This is a genomic window from Bacillus tianshenii, from assembly GCA_020524525.2.
In the GTDB taxonomy this organism is placed as follows: domain Bacteria; phylum Bacillota; class Bacilli; order Bacillales; family Bacillaceae_N; genus Bacillus_AV.
In genome coordinates this window covers 619,643-646,203 of sequence record CP129018.1, presented here as the reverse complement: position 1 = coordinate 646,203, position 26,561 = coordinate 619,643, and the positions used below count along the sequence as shown (strand labels likewise).

General features: G+C 40.2%; 30 protein-coding genes and 1 pseudogene. 9 read left to right on the top strand and 22 right to left on the bottom strand.

Annotated elements, in window-relative coordinates:
- Positions 1–23 precede the first annotated feature (23 nt).
- On the bottom strand, positions 24–557 hold the full coding sequence (locus LC040_03240; protein ID WLR51940.1) for a DUF3189 family protein: 534 nt from the start codon (positions 555–557) through the stop codon (positions 24–26).
- A gap of 122 nt (positions 558–679) precedes the next feature.
- Between LC040_03240 and LC040_03235 the strand changes: the two genes are divergently transcribed.
- The gene (locus tag LC040_03235; GenBank protein ID WLR51939.1) at positions 680–1,369 is read left to right on the top strand and encodes a DUF421 domain-containing protein; all 690 of its coding nucleotides are present in this window, start codon (positions 680–682) and stop codon (positions 1,367–1,369) included.
- A 55-nt stretch (positions 1,370–1,424) separates the two neighbouring features.
- Here LC040_03235 and LC040_03230 read toward each other — a convergent pair whose 3' ends face one another.
- Positions 1,425–1,832, bottom strand: a complete 408-nt coding sequence (locus tag LC040_03230) for a hypothetical protein (protein WLR51938.1) — start codon at positions 1,830–1,832, stop codon at positions 1,425–1,427.
- A 20-nt stretch (positions 1,833–1,852) separates the two neighbouring features.
- Positions 1,853–2,266, bottom strand: coding sequence for a hypothetical protein (locus LC040_03225; GenBank protein ID WLR51937.1), 414 nt, complete (start codon positions 2,264–2,266; stop codon positions 1,853–1,855).
- 234 nt (positions 2,267–2,500) lie between these two features.
- Here LC040_03225 and LC040_03220 point away from each other — a divergent pair, with 234 nt between their 5' ends.
- The 3 genes from LC040_03220 to LC040_03210 all read left to right on the top strand — a co-directional run bounded on the left by LC040_03220 (position 2,501) and on the right by LC040_03210 (position 5,278).
- The gene (locus LC040_03220) at positions 2,501–3,454 is read left to right on the top strand and encodes a DUF3992 domain-containing protein (GenBank protein ID WLR51936.1); all 954 of its coding nucleotides are present in this window, start codon (positions 2,501–2,503) and stop codon (positions 3,452–3,454) included.
- 98 nt (positions 3,455–3,552) lie between these two features.
- Positions 3,553–3,945, top strand: a complete 393-nt coding sequence (locus LC040_03215; GenBank protein ID WLR51935.1) for an SET domain-containing protein — start codon at positions 3,553–3,555, stop codon at positions 3,943–3,945.
- Between the two features lie 139 nt (positions 3,946–4,084).
- Positions 4,085–5,278 carry a cytochrome P450 gene (locus LC040_03210; GenBank protein WLR51934.1) on the top strand — a complete coding sequence of 398 codons (1,194 nt, stop codon included), beginning with the start codon at positions 4,085–4,087 and terminating at the stop codon, positions 5,276–5,278.
- A 32-nt stretch (positions 5,279–5,310) separates the two neighbouring features.
- Here the strand turns inward: LC040_03210 and LC040_03205 are convergent, their stop codons facing one another.
- The 3 genes and pseudogenes from LC040_03205 to tnpB all read right to left on the bottom strand — a co-directional run bounded on the left by LC040_03205 (position 5,311) and on the right by tnpB (position 7,896).
- Entirely contained in the window at positions 5,311–5,505 is a 195-nt protein-coding gene (locus LC040_03205; GenBank protein ID WLR51933.1) for a cysteine-rich CWC family protein, read from the bottom strand.
- Between the two features lie 94 nt (positions 5,506–5,599).
- Positions 5,600–6,073 (bottom strand): Lrp/AsnC family transcriptional regulator, encoded by a 474-nt coding sequence (locus LC040_03200; GenBank protein WLR51932.1) that lies wholly within the window; start codon positions 6,071–6,073, stop codon positions 5,600–5,602.
- Positions 6,074–6,776: 703 nt separating this feature from the next.
- Positions 6,777–7,896: pseudogene (tnpB, locus tag LC040_03195) on the bottom strand (IS200/IS605 family element RNA-guided endonuclease TnpB).
- 88 nt (positions 7,897–7,984) lie between these two features.
- On the opposite strand from tnpB, the gene LC040_03190 reads away from it, so the two are divergent.
- Positions 7,985–8,140 (top strand): ribbon-helix-helix domain-containing protein, encoded by a 156-nt coding sequence (locus tag LC040_03190; GenBank protein ID WLR51931.1) that lies wholly within the window; start codon positions 7,985–7,987, stop codon positions 8,138–8,140.
- A gap of 380 nt (positions 8,141–8,520) precedes the next feature.
- Here the strand turns inward: LC040_03190 and LC040_03185 are convergent, their stop codons facing one another.
- The 5 genes from LC040_03185 to LC040_03165 form a co-directional block, all read right to left on the bottom strand.
- The gene (locus tag LC040_03185) at positions 8,521–8,688 is read right to left on the bottom strand and encodes a hypothetical protein (protein ID WLR51930.1); all 168 of its coding nucleotides are present in this window, start codon (positions 8,686–8,688) and stop codon (positions 8,521–8,523) included.
- A gap of 360 nt (positions 8,689–9,048) precedes the next feature.
- A complete protein-coding gene (locus LC040_03180) occupies positions 9,049–9,615 on the bottom strand; it encodes a LysM peptidoglycan-binding domain-containing protein (protein ID WLR51929.1) in 567 nt (188 codons plus the stop codon).
- Positions 9,616–9,710: 95 nt separating this feature from the next.
- Positions 9,711–10,202: a hypothetical protein gene (locus LC040_03175; protein ID WLR51928.1), complete on the bottom strand. Its 492-nt coding sequence runs from the start codon at positions 10,200–10,202 to the stop codon at positions 9,711–9,713.
- Between the two features lie 270 nt (positions 10,203–10,472).
- Positions 10,473–10,727 carry a hypothetical protein gene (locus LC040_03170; GenBank protein ID WLR51927.1) on the bottom strand — a complete coding sequence of 85 codons (255 nt, stop codon included), beginning with the start codon at positions 10,725–10,727 and terminating at the stop codon, positions 10,473–10,475.
- A 101-nt stretch (positions 10,728–10,828) separates the two neighbouring features.
- A complete protein-coding gene (locus LC040_03165) occupies positions 10,829–11,260 on the bottom strand; it encodes a hypothetical protein (protein WLR51926.1) in 432 nt (143 codons plus the stop codon).
- A 154-nt stretch (positions 11,261–11,414) separates the two neighbouring features.
- On the opposite strand from LC040_03165, the gene LC040_03160 reads away from it, so the two are divergent.
- The 4 genes from LC040_03160 (at position 11,415) to LC040_03145 (ending at position 14,940) form a co-directional block, all read left to right on the top strand.
- A complete protein-coding gene (locus tag LC040_03160; GenBank protein ID WLR51925.1) occupies positions 11,415–12,263 on the top strand; it encodes a protein-glutamine gamma-glutamyltransferase in 849 nt (282 codons plus the stop codon).
- A 96-nt stretch (positions 12,264–12,359) separates the two neighbouring features.
- Entirely contained in the window at positions 12,360–12,566 is a 207-nt protein-coding gene (locus tag LC040_03155) for a YjcZ family sporulation protein (protein WLR51924.1), read from the top strand.
- 186 nt (positions 12,567–12,752) lie between these two features.
- Complete coding sequence (locus LC040_03150) at positions 12,753–13,952, top strand: iron-containing alcohol dehydrogenase (GenBank protein ID WLR51923.1); 1,200 nt, start codon at positions 12,753–12,755, stop codon at positions 13,950–13,952.
- Between the two features lie 85 nt (positions 13,953–14,037).
- Positions 14,038–14,940: an alpha/beta hydrolase gene (locus LC040_03145; protein ID WLR51922.1), complete on the top strand. Its 903-nt coding sequence runs from the start codon at positions 14,038–14,040 to the stop codon at positions 14,938–14,940.
- 58 nt (positions 14,941–14,998) lie between these two features.
- Here LC040_03145 and LC040_03140 read toward each other — a convergent pair whose 3' ends face one another.
- The 11 genes from LC040_03140 to LC040_03090 all read right to left on the bottom strand — a co-directional run bounded on the left by LC040_03140 (position 14,999) and on the right by LC040_03090 (position 26,503).
- Positions 14,999–15,421, bottom strand: coding sequence for a peptide-methionine (S)-S-oxide reductase (locus LC040_03140; protein ID WLR51921.1), 423 nt, complete (start codon positions 15,419–15,421; stop codon positions 14,999–15,001).
- A complete protein-coding gene (locus LC040_03135; GenBank protein WLR51920.1) occupies positions 15,375–15,548 on the bottom strand; it encodes a peptide-methionine (S)-S-oxide reductase in 174 nt (57 codons plus the stop codon). Before LC040_03135 ends, LC040_03140 begins: the two co-directional genes overlap by 47 nt.
- Positions 15,549–15,833: 285 nt before the next feature.
- Positions 15,834–16,139 (bottom strand): nucleotidyltransferase family protein, encoded by a 306-nt coding sequence (locus LC040_03130; GenBank protein WLR51919.1) that lies wholly within the window; start codon positions 16,137–16,139, stop codon positions 15,834–15,836.
- Between the two features lie 210 nt (positions 16,140–16,349).
- Positions 16,350–16,553, bottom strand: coding sequence for a hypothetical protein (locus LC040_03125; protein WLR51918.1), 204 nt, complete (start codon positions 16,551–16,553; stop codon positions 16,350–16,352).
- 73 nt (positions 16,554–16,626) lie between these two features.
- The gene (locus LC040_03120; GenBank protein ID WLR51917.1) at positions 16,627–16,863 is read right to left on the bottom strand and encodes a hypothetical protein; all 237 of its coding nucleotides are present in this window, start codon (positions 16,861–16,863) and stop codon (positions 16,627–16,629) included.
- A gap of 175 nt (positions 16,864–17,038) precedes the next feature.
- Positions 17,039–17,566 (bottom strand): hypothetical protein, encoded by a 528-nt coding sequence (locus LC040_03115; protein ID WLR51916.1) that lies wholly within the window; start codon positions 17,564–17,566, stop codon positions 17,039–17,041.
- 245 nt (positions 17,567–17,811) lie between these two features.
- Positions 17,812–18,432: an ECF transporter S component gene (locus tag LC040_03110; protein WLR53177.1), complete on the bottom strand. Its 621-nt coding sequence runs from the start codon at positions 18,430–18,432 to the stop codon at positions 17,812–17,814.
- A gap of 44 nt (positions 18,433–18,476) precedes the next feature.
- Entirely contained in the window at positions 18,477–20,135 is a 1,659-nt protein-coding gene (locus LC040_03105) for an energy-coupling factor transporter ATPase (protein ID WLR51915.1), read from the bottom strand.
- Positions 20,117–20,995, bottom strand: a complete 879-nt coding sequence (locus LC040_03100; protein ID WLR51914.1) for an energy-coupling factor transporter transmembrane component T — start codon at positions 20,993–20,995, stop codon at positions 20,117–20,119. Before LC040_03100 ends, LC040_03105 begins: the two co-directional genes overlap by 19 nt.
- Positions 20,995–21,777: a DUF4430 domain-containing protein gene (locus LC040_03095; GenBank protein ID WLR51913.1), complete on the bottom strand. Its 783-nt coding sequence runs from the start codon at positions 21,775–21,777 to the stop codon at positions 20,995–20,997. The genes LC040_03100 and LC040_03095 overlap by 1 nt, the downstream gene beginning before the upstream one ends.
- A gap of 64 nt (positions 21,778–21,841) precedes the next feature.
- Positions 21,842–26,503, bottom strand: coding sequence for a DUF4430 domain-containing protein (locus LC040_03090; GenBank protein ID WLR51912.1), 4,662 nt, complete (start codon positions 26,501–26,503; stop codon positions 21,842–21,844).
- Positions 26,504–26,561: the final 58 nt, after the last annotated feature.

The window sequence follows — 26,561 nt, the reverse complement described above, 5'->3', positions numbered from 1 at the left end:
TTATGCAAACGGCTGCCTAAAGGTTAAGAAAAGGCAAGCATTTTCGCTTGAAAACGTTTATTCTTCAAAAGGATAACCTGTTGATCGGTCTTTTCATTGGCCGCCTGCTTCGTCTTTTCAACTAATTCATAGATGTGCTGACTGCATTGCTGTGCACCTTTTACAAGCAATGGTACCCCGATTACATCAATGCCAAGTCCGCGCGAGAAAAAGCCCCCTAATGTCATCGGCAGCGGAACAGTTGGGGATGTATTGGAGAAGATGATTTTTTCATTAAAGGCATACCTTGATTCCATCAGCAAACATAAGTGGCTTAACGCCGGTACAACAAGCTTTGAAGACCGTCTGCCAAGCGTATAAACAGGGTTATTATCCTCGTCAATTCCGTGAAAAAGAATCTTCCCTGCATCTTCTTTTTTTAATTTATTAAAATACGGAACAGCTAAGATTTCTTCTTTTGTCAGCACGTTTGAAGATGGTTTTAGAATGTTTAAGTGATAGGCTGCGGCTAATGAGGTTGTATGTGTCCCGCCAAAATCATGATAGATGTAGATCATTGTATCCTCCAACCAGGTGATTTGTTATACCACCTAGTTTTTACCGTTTGTATCCATTTATACACCCCTATATCCGACGATCAATTGGTTCATACTATTGGAGAAAAGTTAGGAGGGTTAGCATGGTCGAGGATATCATAAATTCCATTGTTCGCTCAGGAGGGGCATTCTTTGTTTTATTGATTTTTTCATTATGGATCGGCAAGCAAGTAAATTCACATATTAATTACTATCAGTTTGCCTTGTCAATTACAATCGGCTCTTTTATTGCCAATATGGGATTTAATACGAAACTGAAGTTTATTCCGATGACAGCTGGGTTTATTGCACTTATGTTGATTTATCTTATCCTCTCTTTTATCCTTTCAAAAAGCCGCTCCTTACGTACATGGCTCTCAGGAAAGCCGACAATTATTATCGAAAGAGGAAATATTTTAGATGCAAATATGAAGAAAATCCGCTACACGTTAGATGATTTAAACCTACAGCTACGGGAACAAGGCATTTTCGATATCTTTGAGGTTGATTATGCGGTCTTAGAGGTTAGTGGAAAATTATCAGTATTGAAGAAAACCCAATTTCAACCGCTAAAAAACAAAGATTTCAATCCCGCCTTAGATAAGCAGATTCAAACCTTTCCGCTCGAACTGATTATGGACGGAGAACTGCTCTTACAAAACCTCAATGCCACTTATTCCAAAGAATGGCTCAGTCAAGAATTAAACCTTCGAAGCCGTCCAATTAAGGATGTGCATTATGCGGTAGTTTCTACTCACGGGTCTTTGTTTCTTGACCTGTATGCTCATAAATAACCTCAAAACCTCATCCAATAATGGATGAGGCTCTTCTTGAATCGGGCATGTTCAATTAAATCGTATAACGTGGTGTGATACAGATTTCCCCGCTAATTGGAGCAGCACCTTCACCAGTTGGGCGTGCCACAAAGATTGTGTCAAAGCGGGCCACAACAAATGTGACGCAGCCTGCCGGAGGAATTGTGATGACACGAACGAGCGTGCCGATACCTGAATCAGTGACACCTCTTCGGAATTCCACAATTAGTGGAGCAGTCGTACTGCAGTTCTTCACAGTACCTGATGCGACTAAGTTTTCACATGAAACCGCTCCATTTGTTGCGTAAATGATTTCCCTCTGACCCGAAGCAGTCCCTACGCTTACGTTGAAATCACAACACATTTTATCTTGTACAAGATCCTTTTCGCTACAGCAGCTAAAGCAACAATCGTCACCATGCTTTTTCTTCATAAGGCTCATCTTTTCCCCTCCATTCCTTTTTATACTTTATAACGTGGTGTAATGCAGATTTCCCCATCGATTGGGTTTGTGGCGCTAGCACCGCTGCCAAAGCCACGGATTGTGTCAAAGCGTGCGACTGTAAATGTCACACAGCTTCCAGGAGGAATTACGACTGTTCGAATGACATTACCTCCAGTACCTGCTGCACTTGCCCCTCGAACAAACTCCACTGTCAAACTTAACGTCGTGCTACAGTTTTTGATGTTACCGGAAGCGACTAAATTCTCACATGAGACCGCTCCATCTGTTACAAAGATTGAATTCGCCGCAGCAGTTGCTCCACCTGTTACTGTAAATTCACAACACATCTTGTCTTGAACTAAGTGTTTTTCTTTACAGCAGCTAAAGCAACAATCATCCTTGTGACCTTTCTTACATGAACACCCACTCATATTAAACCCTCCATTATTTTTTTAGACAACTTGGAAATTAAGACTTCTCAACCTCCCGTTGTCTAATAACATTTAATGCAAAGCATACGAAAGACGTATAGACCACTCGCTCAGCCTTATTGTCTATTTTTTTGCAAACGTTGAAATGATCGATTAAACACCCGTTTCTCGAACACCTTGTACAGATACAACATAAGATGAAAAGGAAATCCTGTCCGAAAGGAGTAAATATATGTGGACTCAGAGAAAAAACAAAGCTCTCACTGCATAAAGGTTCCGAAAATATTTGACTGGGTCAGCAAGCCAACACTCATCAAACTAAGAGAAAAAATCAAGCTTGATGAAAAGAAGGCTTCAGACTACCTTTGCTGTGATTTTCATATCCCTTGCGGAGTTGAAGAACGCACAACACTATGGACTTCCTTTGGCATCAATAAGATTGGAGGTTCCATTTGTATTGATTTTAAAAGTGGATGTGGAGGACCGCTTGATGTGTTTATCAACGGAAAGAAAGAAGCTTCAGTAGAAGAAGGAAGCTCATTTGCTGCTACTTTTTCACCGCTCCATTCAGTCGAAGTAGTTTGTAGCGAACCTGGAGATCGAACGGATTGTTGTATAGGGGAATTCAAAATTATTCTTCACTACTCTCCAACAAATGATTGTGAACAGATTAAGCATACAAATTGCTTCTTGTCAGATCGTCTTGGCCAACCTGTCTCTTTGAATCGTCGCAGCTCTGTTACCTGCAAAGTTCTCACCCCGCCTGAAAAAAGGACAAATATCCAAAGTATCGGTCCAAAAGGCAACATCACAACACTGCAAAGAATTGATTTATTGAAGCAAGGATTTGTCACCGTGCAGTTTTTGAATAAAAAAGGTGAACTCTGCTTTCAATGCGTGTTTTCATTTTCTGAAGTGGAGACTGTGTTTCTATGTGCTCCGCCTGGTACTGCCATTAAATGTGACATAGTCGAAGCTGATTGTAAGGCATATGTGATTCCACCAATTGACAAGTGCTCACCATGCATTGAAATTGTCATTATTATTGAATTATGCCAAAATATCTTATCCGTAGCAGACGTGAAGGTTGAGGTAATCGGAAATATCTGCAATTCGCGTGAAAGCTCAGCTACAAACGCCTTGTGTCCAGCACCAATTCCGCCTGAACAATGTGCCATTTTTCCATAAAAAAATTCTCCAGCAGAGATGCAAGCTTGATTTCTTTCTACTCACCTGTCACACTTAATAAGGTTGAAAAATTTTTTATAAAGATGCAGGTGACGTACATGATTGAAATAAAAACGTCTGAAATTAGTGACGGAGAATTCAATAGAGGGGTATTCGCGACACGAAATATCGCACAAGGAGAACTGATTCACGAAGCGCCGGTCCTTTCTTATCCAAATGAAGAGCATGATTTCATCGAGCAGACACGTCTCGCTGATTATGCGTTTGAATATGGCGAAAACCATTCAGCCATTCTGTTAGGTTATGGAATGCTGTTCAACCATTCCTATCAGCCGAACGCCAACTACATCATCGACTTTTCAAGTCATACGTTTAAATTCTTTGCTTACACAAACATTAAAGCTGGCGAAGAAATTCTTATTAACTATAACGGTGAAGTCGATAACAATGACCCCCTTTGGTTTAACGAAGAGAAAGAAGAGAATAAGTAGGACGAAGAGGCCAAATGATGCATTTGGTCTTTTTTGTTTTTGTGAAAGTAAATCGAATTGTTTGAACGTGGCAATTATCTCCTTTATACTTTTATTCAGACTGACCAGCCAGTCATAATTTATATAGGAGATGAGAAGTATGGAAACGATTTATTCGTCCAATTTCAAGATTGGTGCCTATCCTTTTTACGAAAACCTGCGGAAACAGGACCCGATCTTTCCTATGTCAGAACAGAACAACCAAACAACTTGGATTGTTACGAAATACGACCATGTGAAAGAATTATTGAAAAAACCAACCTTTATTAAAGAACAATCGAAAATCTTTGCTGATGCTAAGCAGGAAGAAGAACAAAATAAAGTTCTTAAAATCTTCCGCAATATGATGCTTGATGTGGACCCGCCTGATCATACAAGACTGCGCAAGCTTGTACAGCCATACTTTAACCCTGGAACGATAAACGAATTAACACCAAAAATTGAAGAAATCGCTGAGCGCTTATTAAAGGAAATGAAGCAAAAAGGCGGAACACTGGATTTAATCAATGAATTCGCTTTTCCTCTTCCAATCATCGTCATAAGCGAGATGCTTGGCGTACCTGCGGAAGACCGGGAAAAATTCCGGAAATGGTCCAATACGATTATTGCGGCAGCTGATAACTTAGAAACAGACTTTGTCGAGGATGTAGAAGCATTTATCGCTTATTTAAGAGAACTATTTGAAGAACGAAAGAGTAACCCGAAAGATGATTTAATTTCAAAGCTTATTCAAGCTGAAGAAGAAGGGGAGCAACTCAATAAGGACGAGCTCTACTCAATGATTATCCTGCTTATCATTGCAGGTCATGAAACAACCGTTAACCTCATCGCTAACACGATGTATGCGCTATTCGAACATCCAGATCAATTTGAAAAGTTAAAAGCAGACCTCTCTCTTACAGAGTCTGCCATTGAGGAAGGACTGCGTTATTATAGTCCCGTTGACTTCTCTACAGCACGCTGGTCTGAAGAGGATATAGAATTTCACGGTAAAACGTTCCGACGCGGTGACCTAGTGCTTGCTTCCTTAAGCTCCGCAAACCGCGATGAGGAAAAGTTTGAACAGGCTGAGCAATTTAACATTACGAGAACGTCGAACCAGCACCTTGCGTTTGGATTTGGCATTCACTTCTGCCTCGGCGCTCCACTAGCACGATTAGAAGGGAACATTGCCATTAAGAAGCTGTTAACAATATTTCCAAATATCCGGCTTGCTGAGCCATCCGAACAACCAAACTGGCGGCAAGTATTCTTATTAAGAGGGCTTGAGCAGCTTGAGGTGAAAATCGATTAACTGAAATAGGGGGTTCAATCCTCCCCTATTTCTCAACCCTCTGTTTCTGCAAATCTTTCAAGACAATCTTTGCAAATACAGGCTTTGTTCCGCATCTCATCTGGCACAAGCGCAAAGATTCCTTCAGGAAACGTTTCCTCACTGCACCAGCATGTCGGCTTTCCTAATTCATTCCCACAATTATTTTCCTTCTGACAAATTGGGCATTTCTTTGCATTAATGGTCATACCTATCCCCCCATGCTAATTTGGACTTATTCACGCTTTAATCCTACCATAAAAAGAGCGCCATTCACCTTAGAAGATGAAAGCGCCCTTTTGCTTATTGATGAACTAAATCCGTACTTAATATATCAAAGTAATTAAATGAATCCTTATAGTGTTTAAGCTGAAGGAATGTTTCTGTTTTTGTAATTTCATTTATCTTTGTTAACTTCCGGTCCATGAAGATTGCTAACTCCTCATTAGAGGCGAAGTAAGCTTGGATTAAGATCTCGTACTTTCCAATAAAAGACCCAACAGCTCGAATTTCCCTGAAGCCAGCCAATTGACATGCAACGCGATCACGAGCGCCGTTTTCGGTATTGATGCCAATCAAAGCCTGCACTGGCAGCCCGATTTTGTCTGGGCTAGAATGAATAATAAATTCAAAAACATTATTTTCCAGCATTCGATTGATACGAAAACGCACCTTTCCTTCACTTATCTCTAGTTCTTTTGCGATTTCTGTATAAGCCTTCCGACCATCTTTATACAACGATTGCAAAATAAAAAAATCAGTCTTATCTAAGTTCATTAAAATCTCCCATTCCCTTTTTACCCCTATTTTTTATTACATATTTTACTAAATATTTCGAAAGTTTACAATATTATGTTGCTATCACTTTCTTACATGGGATTTCGAATAGTTAATCATATCTTTCTTTTTTAATCCACTTGCCGGGTTCATTCTGCCCAATAAGCGAGGTGCTACCTTTGAAAACAGTTAGAAAATATTTCGATAAGCCGTTCTTTCTTAGCCTTGCGTTATCCCTGTTCTCTTTAGCTGGGTTATTTATAATTGCCTATTTATTCGAGGTAAAGTGGTTGCAGAAAGCGAATGATGCCCCAATTTTCTTCTTAGCCATTTGCATATACGGCTGTTCATTAGCTCTTTTCAAAAAGAAGCAACCATAACAAAAACAGGCTGTTGCGTCATCACAACAGCCGTTCCATAGGAAACTTATTCATATAAATATTCATAGTCTTTTACTTTGTTAAAAGAATCGCCATTGTTGTGGTCTTCTAAATCAATCGAGCTTATTTCCCCATTCCAAGCCTTAACTTGACCGTAGAATTTACCATAACGAGTGTCGATGATTGTAAAGTGGACAGGGCCTTCTTCTGATTGTGCTCTTATTTCATCAGCGAAATCACTATCTTGAACTAATCCCGCTTACTCACTTCGTTCGTTGAAGCGGGAGATTCCTAAGAACACCAACCTAACGGTTAGTTATGGATTAGGCTATCCCCGCAGTTCCTGCGGTTAATCGCAATGCTTCATTACGAAGATTCAAACTTGCGTTAATGTCTCTTTGGTGATGTGTTTTACACTTAGGACAATCCCATTCACGCAAAGCAAGATTTTTAACGTCTTTATTTTTGTGACCGCACATTGAACAAAGCTGGCTGGAAGCAAAGTTTTTCGCAACGACTACAACCTGTTTACCGTACCACTTTGCTTTATATTCCAACATAGTGCGAAACTGAGACCAACTCACTTCGCTAATGGCTTTGGCTAATTTACGGTTCTTTAACATGTTAGATACCTGCAAGTCTTCAATGCCGATGATGTCGTGGTTTTTGACAAGTTCGGTAGAGATTTTGTGCAAGTAGTCATGACGTGCGTTTTGTATTTTTTCGTGGAGGCGTGCGACCTTCATTCGTTGCTTATGCCAGTTAGAACCACCTTTTTTACGTCTTGAAAGATATGCGTTGTGCTTTTGCTAACTTCTCTTCTAATGTGCGAAAGTATCTATGGTTTTTGTACACTGTTCCATCAGAAATAATCGCAAAATCTTTGAGTCCTACATCAATACCTACAGCTGAATCGGTTTTGGGCAACTCTCGCACTTCTGTTTCAACAAGAATAGAAACAAAGTATTTACCTGTTGGGTTGCGTCTTACAGTAGCGTTCAAAATACGACCTTGAACTTCACGACTTTTCGCAAACTTCACAAAACCAAGTTTAGGAAGTTTAATCTTATTATCGATAATGGCAATATTACTGTTCGTATGCTTGGTTGTGTAGGATTGTACGTTATTCTTTTTAGACTTAAATCGAGGGGCTTTGTTCTGTTTTTTGAAGAATCGAGTATAAGAAGCAGCAAGGTTTTTGAGTGAGGATTGCATAGCGATACTGTCAACCTCCTTCAACCAGACCAATTCTTTCTTTAGTGTCGTCAATTGAGAAGAACAAGAATTATACGTCAATCCTTTGCCTGTTTCTTTGTAAGCATCATTCCATTGTGCTAAAAAATGATTAAACACAAAGCGTGAACAGCCAATCGTCTTGTTAATTAAAGTCGCTTGTTCTTTGTTTGGATAGATTCTAAACTTATATGCTTTGTTTACCAACATGACTCTCACCTCCATATATGTTATGTTATGATATACATATTATACCATTCACAAATGTCTTTTGTATATCATTTTAAGGAGGTTTATCATGGAGAAGCAAACAGTTGTCCTAAGATTCCCTAAAACACTTTTGAACAGAGTAGACAAATACAAAGAAGAGAAGGGTTTTGGAACTCGTACACAGGCTGTCTTTCATTTAATACAAGTAGCACTCGAACAGTCGGACAACCGAGATGGCAAGTAAGCCATTCCTTGTCCGAAGGCGATTCATCCCCCACTTTACACTTCGTAGGAAGTGGGGGTCTTCTCGCCTAAACACGATAAAGAACTTTCTTCTTCAAGTGAACATCTCCTTATGATTGGATTGCCTGTGAAAAATCCCAACTGCTTCTCTCTTCACATACTTCTAGCCTTACTGCATGTATCACGCACCTTGTTAAAACCTTAACCGGTGTCTAAAAATAGTAGAATTTCCAGGACACCGATTGTGCATCAACACTATTCGGCTCTTTCCAGTATTTTCAGAGTGTTGCAGGAATAACTGGTCGTTTCGGCCCCAACCATACAGAAAGATGGACTTTTAGCATATCCAGGCTCAGTTCAAGGGGGGGTTATATTTCCTTACTAATCCCTCTTTCCTGACATTGCATTCACACCGATTGCCAAAATAAATAAAATCGAATTTAAGGTCATCACGATCCCGTTCCATTCCCCGTTGAACAGTGTAATATTTATAATCGTGGCTACATGCATAACCGTTATGATTAACAATAAAAATGTCGTTATTTTCATCCCGAACACCTCTTTCAACCTTCGTCTACTAATCTATACGATTAGCAGACAAAGATTGTTTCGTTGGGTAGAACATATGGACGCCATTATTCAAGACGAAGCAAAATAACCCCCCTCTGCCTGTTTCATAAGACAGCCGGGGGCGTGTCGAGATAAAAAAAACCTCCACTATTGGAGGTTTTCTTAGTTATTATGCTACAATTTTCCGAATCAATCTTCCAAGCATTCGCGGGATGAATAAAATGATATCAACGATCGAATGAAGCAATGAACTAATGAATCTCATTTCAAACTCCTCCTTTGCTTTTATTTAGCAGTTCCACGGTGGAGGCACGCTGAAACTGAGCCTTTTTAATGAATTTAATGAACTCTAATCTCTGTTCCAACTTGTAAATTTCGTGGGTCCAGCTCAGGATTAAGCTCTAATAAATCTACTATTGTTACCCCTTCATGCAAATTAGCAATAATTGTTAGTGTGTTACCTGGTTTTATCGTGTAGTACTCTTTATCGTATCCATCAGCTGTGCTGACTCTTACCTTTGAACCGATTTGTAAGTTACGAGGGTCGATGTTTTGGTTTAAGTCGTATAAGTCTTTTAGAGTCACACCTGCATGAAGGTTTGCGATGCTTTTCAGTGTACTGCCAGGAGTTACTGTATGAAATACTTCATTCGGACCTTGTTCATTCATCTCTCCGTCTGTCTCAAAAGTAATTTCAGAACCTACTTGAATGACATCAGCGTCAATGCCAGGATTCCATTCAAAGAGGTCTTGTACTGTCACCCCGTCATATTGCTGGGCAATGCTCCAAAGTGTATCCCCTTTATCAAAGGTTACAGTTGTTTTTTCAGCAGAAGCAGCAGTGGAACCAGCACCAAACGTCATCCCTGCCGCTAACATCATTGCTATATATTTTATTTTATTCATATCATTTCCCCTCCTTCAAATACCTTCTACTAATCTTTTTCCAGCATGAGAGGGTATTTAAACATTCACAAGTACTGAGAGGAAATAAGGTTCTGCTAACCCTTCGACTTCGCCTTTCGTAAAATCTGCTCAATCTCTTGTTCAGATAGCCTCGGCATAATCGGCTCCTTATCGATCTCTTCTACCAGTCTTTTGAACTCTTGTTTATTCATTTCACGCTTTTCTACTTCAGCCTTTTGAAGCAAATAGAATAACTTTGAAAGCAATTGCTTATGCTCTGGGTTCCCTTCAACTTCAAGGAAGAAATTTGCTAATGCCTGAAATTCTTCTATGTCACCTGATTGAACATACGGAATGGATTCAATACAAAGTTGATTTAACTTTAAGTCGTCAGCTGTCAAGGAGGGGTTCTTGATTAACTCCATCTTCCTTAACTCTAAGAACATGCTGACCTTACTTGGCTCCCTTCCATCTACTATTAAAACAAACCCTTCTTGCACTACTTCTTTCACATTCACTTCGAAATCATTAAAATCATAAGTCTTCGATACGTTAAGTAATCCTATTTGTCGAGTGCAATGAATCAAATACGCAAACTCTTGAAATAGCCTAAGCATTCTTTGAGCATACACGGGCACGGACCTGCCTTTCTTATTCACTTTTACTTATTTTACCATATTATGTATAGACTTATCTATCAAAAGAAAAAAGCACCGCTTCACCTTATAGTAAACTTATATCAGGAGTCCCTCTGATATAAGTCGTCTACTAACAAGAGCAGTGCTTTTTCAATACGTTTTTTAGTTGTTTTATCTTGTTTTCTAATATACTTCATGGCTTGTTTGGAATATTTAAGCTCATACATAATCGTCTTCTCCAAATACTTCTTCGTGAGAATATGATTGTCCATTCGCTAGTTCTTTCCTTGCAAGCTTTATCGCTTCTAATTCTTCAAGAGTAGGCTTTTCAAGAGGAAACCTGGTTTTACTCGATAATAACTTATGGTTGTGTGTCTTAATTCGACGTATGGATTCAATAACTTCCGACAATTCTTCATCTTCCAGCTCATCCACCAGCTGATGTGCGAGTTCTCGAATGTCTTTTGTGGTCACAACTACCACCTCCACGGAATCTTCACTTTATTTATTATATTATAACCTTAAACTTTACGCTTCAAAAGAAAAACAGTTGGGGAGTGCCCCTAATTGTTAAATTACTTATAAATCTCATCATAATAACCTCTTTCAAAAACCATAACTGCTTCTACCGGCAGGCTTTCATCGTCCGTATCCTCAAGATATAAGGAAATTCCTAACTGATAGGAGATTAGACCATTACCATCAATGGATAAGCCTTTATCATATTTTTGCAGGAGCTCCTTCGCTTTCTTGAATGAGGTACCAACTAAGTTCATCCCATCAAATACAGCAAGCGCTGGTTCAGACACTTCTACACTCTCACAGGTGTCATCTTCCTTATAAAAGACATGCATGCCTAATTCATCAAATGCATCTGTTGTATTCTTATCGAACTCGGACTTTTCGAATTCGACCACTTTTGAATTTAAGAGACTTCTTATTTCATCCCTCGGCATTCCTAATTTAATCGGGCCTATGCTTTCATATGGTACAATATTAAGCTTCATTCTTTTCCTCCATTATAAACGTTTTATGTCTGATATAAATTGTACCAAATACGAAAATACTTTCATTGGTTATATATTCCTCACTTGTGAAACATCATTCAACAAAGACGCGAATACGTTAATAGCAAACATCTAACAAGAAATGGGGAATCATATGATTTATATAAACGGGAGGCTTTTTCAGCTTAATAGCTTATCTAACATTGGAAAAGTCGAAGAAATGATCCTTCAACAGCTGCACGAAGCGCCTGTCTCCTATTCCTACTCTTCCACGAATGAATTGTTGTTTGAAGTTAACGTTCGAAGAAATATCATCAAAAGTGCAAACGCCATGAACGAAGGACAAGCAGCATTTACAACGTTTGAATATGCGCGCTGCAATGCTGAATACTGGTATTTAACGAAAGCAGGCGGATTTCTGTTAAGGAATGACGTTCAGCCAGCCGATGCCATTCTCGATATTTTCGAGAACAGTTCACAATATGCGTTTGATTGTTCCACAGCTTGTGTCATCATCTTCTACCATGCCGTGCTAAATAGTATCGGCAAGCGTCCATTTAATGCCAACTTTCGAAACATTTACTTATACAGCTGGTACACTGACCCTGATCTTGGCGTCCAAACCTCCTATGCGAATCATTACTTACCGGGGGATGTCGTTTATTTTAATAATCCAGACTTCAATCCAAGAACCTCATGGTATCGCGGTGAAAATGCTGTTGTTCTCAACGAGGACCGTTTCTTCGGTCATGGATTTGGTATAAAAACATCGAAGGAAATGATCCAAAGTCTAAATAAAAAAAGAAAAGAACAGAGCAATCAATCTGCTTATTTGACAAGCTTAGTCACAAGCCTTTCATTTAAGCAGTTAGCTCAATTGGCAGTATCGCAAAGAGCTCAGACAGCTGTTAAAGCTCCTTATCTCGTTATCCACCATAACATGAGCTCGATCTCATGTGGACAATACTACTATTACCTAAATACAATGCGGTTCATCAGATGACACCTGCCCATTTTTCATGTTGACGGGCTCATATCCACCACTAGGCGAGTATGATATAGCAGTAAACCATTCCAACAAAAAAAGGAAGTGTTAAACATGCACGCAAATGTAAATGCACCACTAACAATGGGAGCAAACGTCAACGCTGCACCTGTAGCAGGTGCCTACGCTCCAATGATGCCTTCTTATGTATCTCCTTCTTATGGCTATGCTGCTCCAGCACCTAACTGTGATACTTTTGTGTTAATCGTTGTTCTATTTATCTTATTGATCATCGTAGGCGCTTGCTGCTTTCCATGCTAATCAATAACCTTCAGAAACCGAAACCCCTGTATGGCTTATACAGGGGTTTCATTTGCTTATTGAAGTACTTTAAAGTTCATTATAGTTGAAGTTCATTATATTAATAAGTTATAAAAGGAATATACACCATTTTTTAGTATTGTGAGTTTGAAAGTTTCCTATTAAACAAACATGAGGAGTCTAGAAATGTACAAATTATATTGCAGACTGTACCAGCTAACTTTTCGATTCATTGCTCGCTTTTTGCCATGGCGCCAACCACAATTATTAGAAGGAGAAAACAGCTTAGGCAAACTCCCTTCCCTTATCAAAACAAAAGGCCTGGATACAGTGTTGATTGTAACAGATAACGGAATTGTCTCACTTGGGCTAATGAACGACTTGCAGAAAGGACTAGAGGCTGAGGGCGTAGAATATTTCGTATATGACAGAACGGTGGCGAACCCAACAATTGAGAACATTGAGGAAGCTTTGAAAATGTACCACTCAAATCATTGCCAAGGAATCATTGCTTTTGGCGGCGGTTCTCCAATGGATTGTGCAAAAGGCGTCAGCGCCCGTGTAGCAAGACCTGATAAGAGCATTCAGCAAATGAAAGGTCAGCTGAAAATTAGAAAAAGGCTCCCCCCACTTTTTGCAATCCCAACAACAGCAGGCACAGGAAGCGAAGCTACTCTGGCTGCGGTTATCTCCAACACGAAAACGCATGAAAAATATGCGCTCAATGACCCGGTGCTCATTCCACATGTGGCGGTACTTGACCCATTGCTTACAATCAACCTCCCACCACATATAACCTCAACAACTGGAATGGATGCGTTAACACATGCCATTGAGGCTTATATCGGCAAAAGTAACACAGCAGAAACAAAACAGCACAGCCGGGAAGCAGTCACGTTAATCTTTGAAAATCTTTATGAAGCCTATGCGAACGGGCAAAATATTGAAGCGCGGCGCAATATGCAGAAGGCTTCCTATTTGGCAGGAATGGCATTTACCCGGGCTTATGTCGGCTATGTGCATGCGATTGCTCATACTCTCGGTGGATTCTATGCTACCCCTCATGGACTAGCAAATGCGATTATTCTGCCTTATGTGCTGGAGTACTATGGAAAATCAGTTCACAAGACACTAGCTGAGCTGGCTGATTTAGTTGGAATCGGAACATCTCAAGATAGCGATAAACAAAAGGCAGAGGCATTCATTCAAGCAATCAAACAGCTTAACGCACAAATGGATATTCCCAATAAGGCAGACGGAATTGTTGAAACCGATATCCTAGTCATGGTCGAACGGGCCCTAAACGAAGCAAACCCGCTCTACCCTGTGCCGAGAATTTTATCAAAGAAAGACCTGTTGCACCTTTACCACATCATCAAAATCTAATCACTCCATTCGTTTACAATTAACAAAAAGAAGGAAAATAAGTAATGATTACATATACACACATAAAAAATAGGAGGAATGGAATGTGGGAAGTCCAGAAAGCCAATCATTGCGTAAAATGATAAAAGAACAAGAGGAAGCAAGTGCTTCTAAAACATTAGCAGAGAAACGTCAAGGAATGGACGAAATGGCTCAACAGTTTTTTTCAATCGGAAATGACGTTCGAATCGAAACAACAAGCATCTCTGGTGTGCCGTGTGAATGGGTCATACCTGCGGAACATAACGACAATCAGACGATCATCTATTTCCATGGCGGAGGCTATAGTCGAGGAAGCATTGCGTCTCACCGCCATCTCGCAGCTGACCTCGCGCGAACTTCCAAAAGCAAAGCACTAGTCGTTGGATACCGCCTTGCTCCTGAGCACCCTTATCCCGCTCCAGTCGAGGACGCCCTAAGTGTATACAAGGAATTATTAGCGACGGGGATGAAGCCTGAACACCTAACATTTGCCGGTGATTCAGCAGGCGGAAACCTCGTATTAGTGACGATGCTCGCGTTAAAAGATGATCAGCTGCCATTGCCGAAAGCAGCTGTTCTCATGTCGCCATGGACAGACTTGAAGAAGAGCGGAGAATCCTATCAAACAAGAGCACAGGCTGACCCTTGGCTGACAGATGAAAGTGTCGAAGGCTTTGCACACGACTATGCAGGAGCGCATGACCGCGGGCATTACTTACTATCCCCTCTTTACGGAGATTTGACAGGCCTGCCTCCAATGCTCATTCACGTCGGAAAGGATGAAATCTTACTTGATGACTCCCTTCAATTTGTGGAAAAAGCAAAACAAGCAGGCGTAGAAGCTGAAGTAAAAGTATGGGAGGATATGTTTCACATCTTCACCTTCTTCGGCCAAGTCATGCCAGAAGGACATCAATCCGCCAAAGAGCTAGGAGAGTTTTTGAAGAAGCAATTTGCTGGAGATTAAGAGACTCTTTTCAGACGAGAAGACTCCCCCGACAGGTAGGAGGAGTCTTCTCTTACGTTTACCATTTCACACGAACTAAGTGATTCAATAATTCTTGCTTCTCTTCCTCACGCAGACCCCAATTCTCGATCTCCTGCTTCAAATCATTCATCTTTCCAAACCCTTTTACAAAGCCATTTAATCGTGCAGCAATCGTAGAATCAACAAATGATTCATGGTTTGGGAAAAGGCGTTGAATGACTGCTGTTGCGTTTGCAAACCGTTTTAAGAAATACTTTTGATGATAGTCTTCCGCTAAGTAAAATGTAGAATAAGCTTGGATTTCCGTTTGAATGACGCCACCGAGGTGCTGTTCCCACTCTCGTTTTACTCTTTCTCCTGTTTCTCTTTGTTCCTCGTCATGATAAAGAAGAATCGATAAATACTGGCGCCCTTTATAATGCCGATCCTTCATGGCTTGATGATTTCCCCCAAAATTCATTTAGAATGTCCTCATACGAAATAATTTCAGGGACAAAATCAACTTGCAGCGTCTCCGAATGATCGCCCATCTGACGGTACGTTGGATTCCGTGTAGTGCCACCAGCATAGCCAACCCGCGTCCTCACAACACCAGGTAAATGCCCGAACCGAGCATCAGGACCCCAAAATCAGCCCATACCGAATGTGGCAGTTTGAATGTTATCTGCTTGAAGATTGTAGCTCATCGCATGTTCTCCTTTCTGTATCTCTTTCCTTACTCATAAGAATAACAGAAAACGAAGCCCAGACGCCAAACCCCGTTAAGCGTTGTTAAGCGTTGTAATCATGTTGCCTTTTTCTATCCATACAAAAAAGCCGCCAAATTGACGACTTGATAGGACGAGGGAATACAAATATCATACAAAAAGACTTTAGGCTCCTTCTGCATACTTGGCACTCCTAATAATACTTGGCTTAAGAGCTGGCTTAATATCATCAAAAATAACCAAATCCACTTCTTTTCGGAAAATATCTTCAATATCAATCTTTAAATCCATATAGTTATCAAATGTCATAGCATCATCTTCAAATTCGACTAATAGATCGATATCACTGGATTCCTTTTGTTCTTCACGAATATACGACCCAAATAATGCAATCCGCTTTACTCCGTACTTACCTTTCCACACATTCAAGTTTTTCGAAAGTTCTTTAAGAATTTCTTGTTGCGATAACATAATAATCACCGCCATTTCGAGGTATTGAATATTTTTTATTATAGCACACATTTCTAATTATATTCGCCTCTTGAACTCCCCCAAAACCCTCCTCTTCAACGAATCACACTAAGATATAAATCTAAAGAATCTTCTACTTCATGCTGATAAAGCCTCAACATTTCCCTTCACATACTTCAGCCACTCTAACTGCTTTCACGAATTCATTCCTCACTTCTTTCCTCTATTCTTCATATGCAAATACGTTTCATTTTTATGAGAGTGATATTCTGCGACGTTGTACATGATAAAAAGAAATATCCCGCCTGTTACAGCAGCTACTTTGTAATAGTCTGTATAAAACAAAATAACTGTACAAGCAAAAAGCCCTAACACAAAGGTCCAAAATACAATTTGAATCCATTTTCTAACCATTTCCCAACCTCCGAGCTATTATAAAAAGACGCTTTTCTTCATAAAAAGCGCCTTCTGCCTCCTTAAATGCCCTCTAAAAAATAGCAATAACCTCAACCTCGCTCCAAATATCTATCAGTTTTTGCCCATTTATTTTTCTTTTATTTAACATTTCGTCTACTGTTTGAAAATAGTCAAACACCTTATGATGCTCGCCTATACCAAAGCCTTCTTTAACATTTAACGTTGCATAAATCTTTCCTCGATATTTAAATTCAATCTCCCGTCCGATATGAAGGTCGCTAACAAAATCCTCATATGAATAATTCATTTTTTCCACTCCAATGTAAAACCAACTAACCATCACCAAAGAAAAGATACCCTCTCCACCTTATACAGAATAGAAAGAAAGAATCCCGACAATTAGAAAGAATAGGAGCACGGCTATTACAGCTAAAATAAGACGTCTAATCATTCTGTTCTTCACTTGCTTTACAGCCCCCTGCTCAAATCTTTATCGGCGTGCTCACTTTAACAACACCGTATAACTGATCTTCAATGAAAACTTGCAGCTTCCACTTACCTTCCTCTGGCAGCTCGATCGGAGCATTAAATTGCACAGCCAGGTGTTCATCAATCAATTGTATTGGTAAATTTCCATCCAGCTCTGTCACCTCAGTTGCAGCAAGCAGCTCTTTCTCTTCTGTTGTTTGACTTATCCCATAGATTTCAACTTTGCTTCCTAGAAGTTTTTCTCTTTTGACTTTATCGTCTTCCCAAATAAACCAAGTAGTTGAATTCTCTGTCTTCAGCTTGAAATCTTTATCCAACAGAGCAAGCTTAAATTCTTTATTAATCTCTTCCCCCCGAAGCTTATATTCCTTACCTCCGGCCACTACAGTCGTCGTTTCAGAAGGCTTCCATTCATTTATGTACTCTGGGGTGTTCGGATTTCCTGATTGAGTTTGAGGCTCAGTGCATCCGCTTATTGAAAATAAAGCCACAAGCCCCATCACTAATACACTTTTCCTCATTTTGTAATCTCCCTTTCTTCAAGGTTAATCCTATCCCCATCATACATTATTAGTAAATTTCGGTAAATATATCTAATTATCTATTAATATAAAAAGGACGCCATCATAAAAAAGTGCGTCCTTTACTTAATGAAGATCGATATAATTAAAAACACTACCAAGAATTTGGTTCTGTCCCCTAACATATTTGAACTGCGGTCAGCCTCTTGGCGAAGTGAGGTCTCTTATATTCACAAATCACTCACTCAATTTAACAACCCATACTTAACCTTGAATCGTTGCAAAACCTTCACCCAACCGACGGCAAAGACGGCGATAAAGAATACATTCGACAAGGCATGAGCTAGATCGAAATAAAAGCTCGTCACAAATGCACTCAAGACGACGGCCCATGTGAAATCCTTCATTACCCCAAGAATAAACCACATATTCATAATCCAATCAAATAAGAACCCCCAACAAAAACCATAAACCATTCTTCCATATTGTCCTTTTAGCAGCCATGAATGTTTTAATAGCCCTGTCATTAAACCCATTAGCCCCCAACCAAACATTTGCCATGGCGTCCAAGGCCCTTGACCCAAAAATACATTGGATACGAGTGCTGCTGTTGCACCAACGATAAAACCAGTTTCTGCACCAAATACGAGTCCAGTCATCATAATGACAAATGAGGTTGGTTGAACATTTGGTAAAGCAGCAAATGGAACTCGACTAACTGCAGCAATTGCGGCTAGTAAGGCAATGAGCACGAGCTCTCTTGCGGTTAGCTGTTTTCTTTCAAATCGATAAAAGAAGGGAACCATGGCCGTTAAGACAAGGCCAAAACTAATCAATAAGGTTTGCTCATCAGAAATGAACGCCATAAATCCTAAAGATAAGATAAAAATGAATACAGCAATAAAGAGGATTAAACGGTAACGGAGCACTTTGCGATCACATCCTTGTAGGTTAAAGCCCCTGGTATGATTTCTCTAAATATGCGGTTAATAGAAGTCGTATAGTAATAATGATGTTGAAAGAATTCTTCCGGCACATCCTCGGAAATTATTTCACCATTGAACAACAATGCACACCGCGTAGAATGCTCTGCTGCAAATTCTATATCATGCGTTACCATCACAATTGTCATACCATTGTGGTTCAATTCCTTTAACACCTTAGCAAATTGCTCTTTCGCATAGGGGTCCAAACCCTTTGTTGGTTCATCTACTAATATGACATCTGGATTTGAAAGAAGGAGTGAGATAAGGGCAACCTTCTGTTGCTCTCCACCACTGCAGTCATGCGGATGTCTTCTTAATAAATGCTCTACTTGAAAGAGATTCGCATACCTTTCAACTTCTGTCTTCATATTGGCCGCTTCAACTATTCTGCCAACATGTAAGAGCTCTTCTTCCACCGTATCATGAACAAAATATAATTTCGGATTTTGGGGTAAGTATCCAATTTGCTTATACCTTTCACGCGGGGAGATCTTTTTTAGCTTTTTACCTTTAAAATAGATCGAGCCTCTAATCGGCTTCAATAACCCTGCTAACGTTTGAAGCAACGTTGATTTTCCCGCTCCATTTCCTCCAACAATACTTAAGAGCTCACCTTCAAAAATAGTTAGTGATAGCTTATTAAGAACAGAGGGTGCATGTTTACGATATTGAAACGTTACTTCCTCACTTTTTAAAATACCCGGTGTTTTTTTCTGCTCAAGCTTTGTTTCGTTCGCTTTCACTAACTCGATCTCATCGCTAGAAATCCATCTCCTGCCTTCCTTCACTGTAATGGGCACTTCTGAAGAGCTGCCTATTACATTTATAAACAATTTTGAAATAGACGGGAGATATAGAAAGGCTTCCTCATCTCTGTTTCTATAGATTTCCTTAATTACTTTTTTTGGCTCACCTTCATATTTAATTTTCCCTTGGTCCATCATAATCATTTTGTCAGCCAAAGGCGTTATTTCTTCTAAACGATGCTCACTCATAACAATAGTGGTTGAAAATTCTTGATTTATCCGATAGATCATTTGTAAAAACTCTTTGGCCGCTACAGGATCTAATTGAGAGGTCGGCTCATCGAGTAATAAAACTTTTGGCTGCATCACAAGCACAGAGGCAAGGTTCACCCATTGCTTTTGTCCACCGGATAGCTCATGCACACTTTTATGAAATAAATGATGAATGCCAAAAAAATTAACCATTTCCGCAATTCGCTGACGAATGACTTGAGAAGGTATTCCTAAATTCTCTAGTGAAAATGCCAGCTCCTGCGCCACATTATCCATCACAATTTGACTTTCAGGGTCTTGAAAAACCATACCAATTTCTGCGGCTAATTTTTCCTCGGGATGTTGCTCTAACTGTATTTGGTCATAATAAATCTGACCACTTAAGTCCCCTACTGGTTGGATTTCTTTTTTCAAATGTCGCAATAAACTCGTCTTCCCACACCCAGATGGGCCACACAATAAGATAAATTCCCCTTGCTTAATCGACAAGGAAACGTTTGAGATAGCCGGGACGGTTTCTTTCGGGTATGTAAAATTTAAATGGTTTACTTTAATCTGCTCCACCACAATCTCTCCTTTAACTCGATGAAAATGGGCATTGAAAGGTATAGACAGTAAATGCTGAATACATGCCATTCTACTTGTAACAAGGCAGAAACATCGATGACAGGATAAAATTGTGCTCGACCATAACCTTGCCACCATCCCCACAAGCAGATGACAAATGTAATCATCATCCACCCTAGTAGAACTTTATCTCGCTTTTCAATTTGAAAGGAAACATATGAGGTGCGCTCTGTTTTCACTCCATACCCACGAGCTTTCATCGAATCAGCTGTTTGGATCGCTTCATCTAGTGACCACGTGAGTAAGATATGCATTAATTGCATGCCATCCTGCGCTCTTTTCCGCAGTGACCCAACTCTTAAGTCGATCCCTCTTGTTTGTTGAACGGTACTAATTTGTTCTAACCTTCTCTTTAACAATGGCACAAAACGAAAGCTCATCATGAGAAGCAATGACGTCTTTGGAAGGATTGATGAAAATAAATATAAAAACTTGTTCGCTGTGATTACAAAGTTAAACGACAAAAAGCAAATCAAAATCGTCCACAGCAGTAACCCCATCGTGACGCCATACGAAACAGCCTCTAAAGTGATGGGCTGGTCAAATAAATAAAATAAAATATGACTTCCCCGATGTGTCAAAAGAGGGTTCACAATTAACACGAACAACCCCATCAGTAAATAGGCCACGAAAAACTGCTTTAACTTTTCACCTTTATCATGACAAAGGTTCAATAAAATGACGGCTAGCAATGATGCACCTAGAAAAATAGGATGGAAAAATAACATACTAAACAAAAGAACTCCCATATAAAAGCTGAACGATACAAATGGATGAACCCCTGCAAAACCAGCCATCACTCGAACCCTTTTCCGATGTCTCTTCCTAAGTCAAGAGTATATAACCATTCAATCTTATCCCCAGCTGACACGTTCACTGCACCTGCACTTTTGCTTACAAATTTTCCGTTTATTTTATACATCCAACCACTTTTAGGTCCTTTATCAAATTCATAGAGATTATTAATTCCTTCTACATAAGCAGCCATACCGCGCCCGCTATATTCCATTTGCAGCTGGTTTGCTTTTGTCACCTTTTTAAGGATTTCTAGTACTGTATCGCCTTCCTTCAGTTCAACTGGTTCAGATGAGAGAATTTGACCCATTGCTGTGTCACCTGTAATTGAAATTGAAACAGCTTTTGAGACCGGCTTTTCTGTTTCCCTCTTATCCTGCACGGTATTTTGAGTTGACTGTTCTTTTGCAGGTGGGGAAGTAGCTTGTACTTTTTGTTTCGCTGGCTCTGAAGCTGCTGGCTCAGCTTTCACGGCTTCCTTCTTAACCGCTTCTTCCTTTGGCTTTTCACTTTGCTTACTTGTTGCTTCCTCTTGTACTATTCCTTTCGGGTGCTCTGTTGCTGCTTGCTCCGCATCATTGCTTGTCTTGTTCTCTTGCTTCTTATCCGCTTCATTCACTTCATCTATATCATTCTCTCTTTCCAACTCTTCCTCTTGAGGCTCAGCGTTCTCTTCCTCTTGAATCGCTGTTGCCGGCGAACTGGCAGACTCCTCACTTCCTTCGATTGAATGATTACAGCCAACTAATAGAAGTAAAATAACTAAGAAAATATTACGCCACATCACTTGCTCCTCCTATTTAATAGAAAAATAGGCGAAGGAAAGCATTACCCTTCGCCTGTTACTTTTACTTCATTTCAAACAATCTTACTGAAACAACTGCTGCCATTTCTCTTGTTACAAGTTCTTGAGGAAAAAACTTATTGCCGTATCCTTCTAAAATGCTTGCAGCATAAAGTGCTTGTACATATGGCACAGCTTCTTTGCTTATTTTGTTGACATCTTCAAAGCTTAGATTTGCATCTGTTGCCTGCAAATCAACTGCTCGACCAATCATGATTGCCATTTGCTCTCTAGTAATCGGCTTATGAGGCGCAAATTGCTTTTCTGATATACCCTTTACAATGCCTAATTGATTTGCTCGATTAACATAACCTTCATACCACGTACCTTGTTTCACATCTTCATAAGTTGAACGACCAGTATTCTCCGGCTGCTCACCTAATAAATGAATGAGGACCTTAGCGAACTGGGCTCTCGTAAGTGTTTCGTGTGGAGCAAAGCGTGCTTGTTCTTCACTTACACCCTCCATGAAATGATGAGCTTTCGCTTGATACACAGCCTGATAAGCATAATTTGAAATGTGTTGTTCATCCTTGTAGCGAAATGCAAATGAGCGTTCCGGTCCTTGCTCATCAAAAACATAAAGCGGTGACTTATTTTCTAAATAACGCTGATAAGCCACTAACGCCATTAATGCCTGTTCTGTTGCAATCTGATTTGAAGCTTCTCCTCTATGGTTTGAAAAGCCTTTATCACTAGTTTGGAAGGAAAGTAAATTAGTCATTAGATTACCAGACTCTTTAACAAACCGTTCATCTAATGGATTGATACCAAGTGATGTAAGTGCGATCATCACCTGTGCTACACTTTCACTATTTTCTTTTCCCTCTAAACGAAAACCGCCATTACTTGCTTGTTGTTTTGCTAACCAGTCAACTGCTTTTTCAATTGCTGCTTTGACTTCTGTTTGCTCATGATAAGGCGCTAAGGCTGCTAGAGCCATCGCAGTAAGATCAACATTTGGTTCCTCATCAATAGTAAGACCAAACCCTCCGCTTACATGTTGATGATTTAAGATTTCTTTTATAAGCTTCTCTCTTGTCCAATCTACATCACTCGAAATGGAGTAATCACCACTGTCAAGCGCAAGTAAGCCGAAAATGAGCCCGTTGACTCCTTGGCTTGTCATTCGTGGATGGTTTACCACTTTTTCAATGAAGTTGTAACCAGCTACTTTCGTCGGGTCCCCGCCAAGTGCCTTTACAGATAAGATAATCCGCTCATAATCCGTAACTTTTCTAAATTCTCCTTGCTCGCTCTTAACCAGCTCTTCAATTCTTTGTAGATTTCGGTTAGGAATCACATTACCTGAGCGCGCAACCGCAAATGCCTGCCATTGTGAAAGATCAGTTGATTTCATTACAAATTGAACCGTTTGATCGATATGACTTTCGAGCATTTTTTGTTGAATGATTGAACGATTCAGTACGGCAAACTGTGTAAAATGATCAACTTGTCCTGTTATCCACCCTGAATTCGCATCAAGCACAGCTGGAATTGGAATCCATTCACCTGTTTCTTCATTTAACCAGGCCATTACGTAATCCTCTAGACGGTCTAACTCCACTGGAATTTGAATGGAAATTTGAACAGGCTTCTTGAACGTTGCGCCATTTGGTCCAAACTTGTATATCGATGAAATCAATTCCGAATTTTCATTTTTTGAATGGACTTCTTCTTGTATTTGAATGTGTACTTCTTTTTTCACAGCTCCTTGAGGAATAAAAATAGATGCTTCCCCATGTTCACCTTTGATGTTGCTGCTTTCGTTCGAACCTACCTTCTTAGATACATTCACCATATTTTTTTGTACAACTTCTTTGATTTCCTTTGCCTCACTAAGAGACATTTTATTCCGTTCATCTATGACCTTCGTCGACTTCATTACTTTATCAATCGGCTGTTGATTATTATAAGGTAATGCAATCGTTTCGAAATCTTTTTCAAGCTTTGAACGATTATTAGGTAAAGCGCCTGCTTCAGAAGCATCCTTGCTTGTCTCAGGTAAATCTGAATCATCATCATAATCCGCTGTATACTTCCAGACAACGCGATCCCCATCTTCTAATTGATAGGCCCCTGCACTTTTGCTTGGATAATCGCCATTCACCGAATAGTTCCAACCACTTTTCGGTCCATAGTCAAATTCAGCTAAGCCTTTAATTTCAACAACGTAAATGTTGCTACCGGAGCCATTCGTCTTAATGCTGCTTCCACCAATGGCTTCTCTTAATGCCGAATATGGTGTAGCCTTTCCAGAGAGCTTAACCGTTGTGGTTGCGAGTAATGTTTTCGATTTATAGCCTTTTACAGATATACGAACCTCAATCTCATCATCACTCGGCACCTCATCAGGCGTGTCGTCTGAATCTTGTTCATCTTCTTTAGGAGAAGATGGATTTCCGCCTTTATCACTTGGATCAATCATTGTAAAACGATAAATGCGTTCTTTATTATGAGTAAAATGCTGATAAGCTGTTAAGGCTTGCAATCCTTGATAACCAAGCATACTTGAATCTGTTTTCATTTCATCTGCAATCAATGCTAAGTAATCAACAAGATTTCCCTCTGACTTCGTAAATGCTTTGGAAGAAGGGCTATATCCAACACTAGCTATACCAATAATAACCTGAGCCACAGTAGCACCTGGGTCGCCATTTTCTACTGTAAAACCACCATCCGCTTGCTGCACGTTTGAAAGCCAGGATATCGCCTTGTTAACCGCTTCCTTTACTTGGTCTGTTTCATAATATGGAGCGAGAGCGGTGATTGTCATAGCTGTCATATCTGGGTCGCTGATTTTACCAGACCAGCTCCACCCACCATCACTATTTTGTACGCTCAAGATCGCTTGAACAAGCTGTTCTTTCACGGAAGAATCAACCGTATAATCGCCACTATCAAAAGCAATTAGACTATATGTAGCATTATTAATATAACGAGTTAAGTCCTCACGAGCTGCTAATTCACTTACATAGTTTCTTCCATTAATATTTTCTGGGTTTTCTCCAGCTGCTACTGATAATAAAATAAGCCTTGCATAGTTTGTAGCCTGTCCTAAATCATCTACATCCTGAATTTTATTAATGGCTTCTTCATAATAACTGTGCAAAACTTGGTTACCAGCCTGTGCTAAGGAGATTGCTTCCCAATCTGACTGAATACCATCCTTTGCAATCGAATCACGAACTTCATTCATTAATGTATTGAAACGCTCAATGTTTTCATTATCGTATTCCGTGTTTGATGAACTTAATTCACCTAGGCTGTCAGACTCGTCTTCTTCTCCTTCATCAGGATAATCTGCAGCTATTATATATTTAAGCAGCAGTTCATCATTCGCCTTCACTTCATACGAGGACACTCCTACCTCCGCGGCCTTTCCGTTTACTTCAAATCCCCAGTAGGCATTTTCCGTTGGCGTCACTCCACCAATGCTGGTAATAAACGCCCCATATTGGTCACTTTCACTGTAGGTAAGCTCGATATTCTGCTCCTCGCTTACCTGCTTCAGTAAGTCGAATGCTGTTGCTCCTTCTGATACCTCTAGCCACGTTTGGGCAAGCACGGACTCTCCGCTCTCACCAATTATCGCTAGACTTGCATAAGGCTTTGCTTGAATGATCTTAAAGCTTAGCTCATCATTCGCCTGCACTTCATACGAGGATACTCCTACCTCCGCGGCCTTTCCGTTTACCTCAAATCCCCAGTAGGCATTTTCCGTTGGCGTCACTCCACCAATGCTGGTAATAAACGCCCCATATTGGTCACTTTCACTGTAGGTAAGCTCGATATTCTGCTCCTCGCTTACCTGCTTCAGTAAGTCGAATGCTGTTGCTCCTTCTGATACCTCCAGCCACGTTTGGGCAAGCACGGACTCTCCGCTCTCACCAATTATCGCTAGACTTGCATAAGGCTTTGCTTGAATGATCTTAAAGCTTAGCTCATCATTCGCCTTCACTTCATACGAGGATACTCCTACCTCCGCGGCCTTTCCGTTTACCTCAAATCCCCAGTAGGCATTATCCGTTGGCGTCACCCCTCCAATGCTGGTAATAAACGCGCCATATTGGTCGCTTTCGCTGTATGTAAGCTCGATATTCTGCTCCTCGCTTACCTGCTTTAGTAAGTCGAATGCTGTTGCTCCTTCTGATACCTCCAGCCACGTTTGTGCAAGCACGGATTCTTCATTCTCACCAATTATCGCTAGACTTGCGTAAGGCTTAGCTTGAATGATTTTAAAGCTTAGCTCATCATTCGCCTTCACTTCATACGAGGATACTCCTACCTCCGCGGCCTTTCCGTTTACCTCAAATCCCCAGTAGGCATTATCCGTTGGCGTTATTCCTCCAATGCTGGTAATAAACGCGCCATATTGGTCGCTTTCGCTGTATGTAAGCTCGATATTCTGCTCCTCGCTTACCTGCTTTAGTAAGTCGAATGCAGTAATACCTTCTTCATTTATTTCTATTTCCTGGTCTATTATTAGATTGTTCGCCTCACCATATACAGTAATTGAGGCTGCGTAATTACTTGTCGTTTGATTCATTTCAGCAAACGTTTTACTTCCATTCACCCCTGCTATAAACGGGTTTAATGCCACAAGAACCAATAATAGAATATAAAAATAATGCCTGACTTTCTCATAATTCATTTTTGATAACATCGTTCAAATCCCCTCCCTTAACATCATCTCTAGCAAGCGCTCACTCACCTTCCTCGAA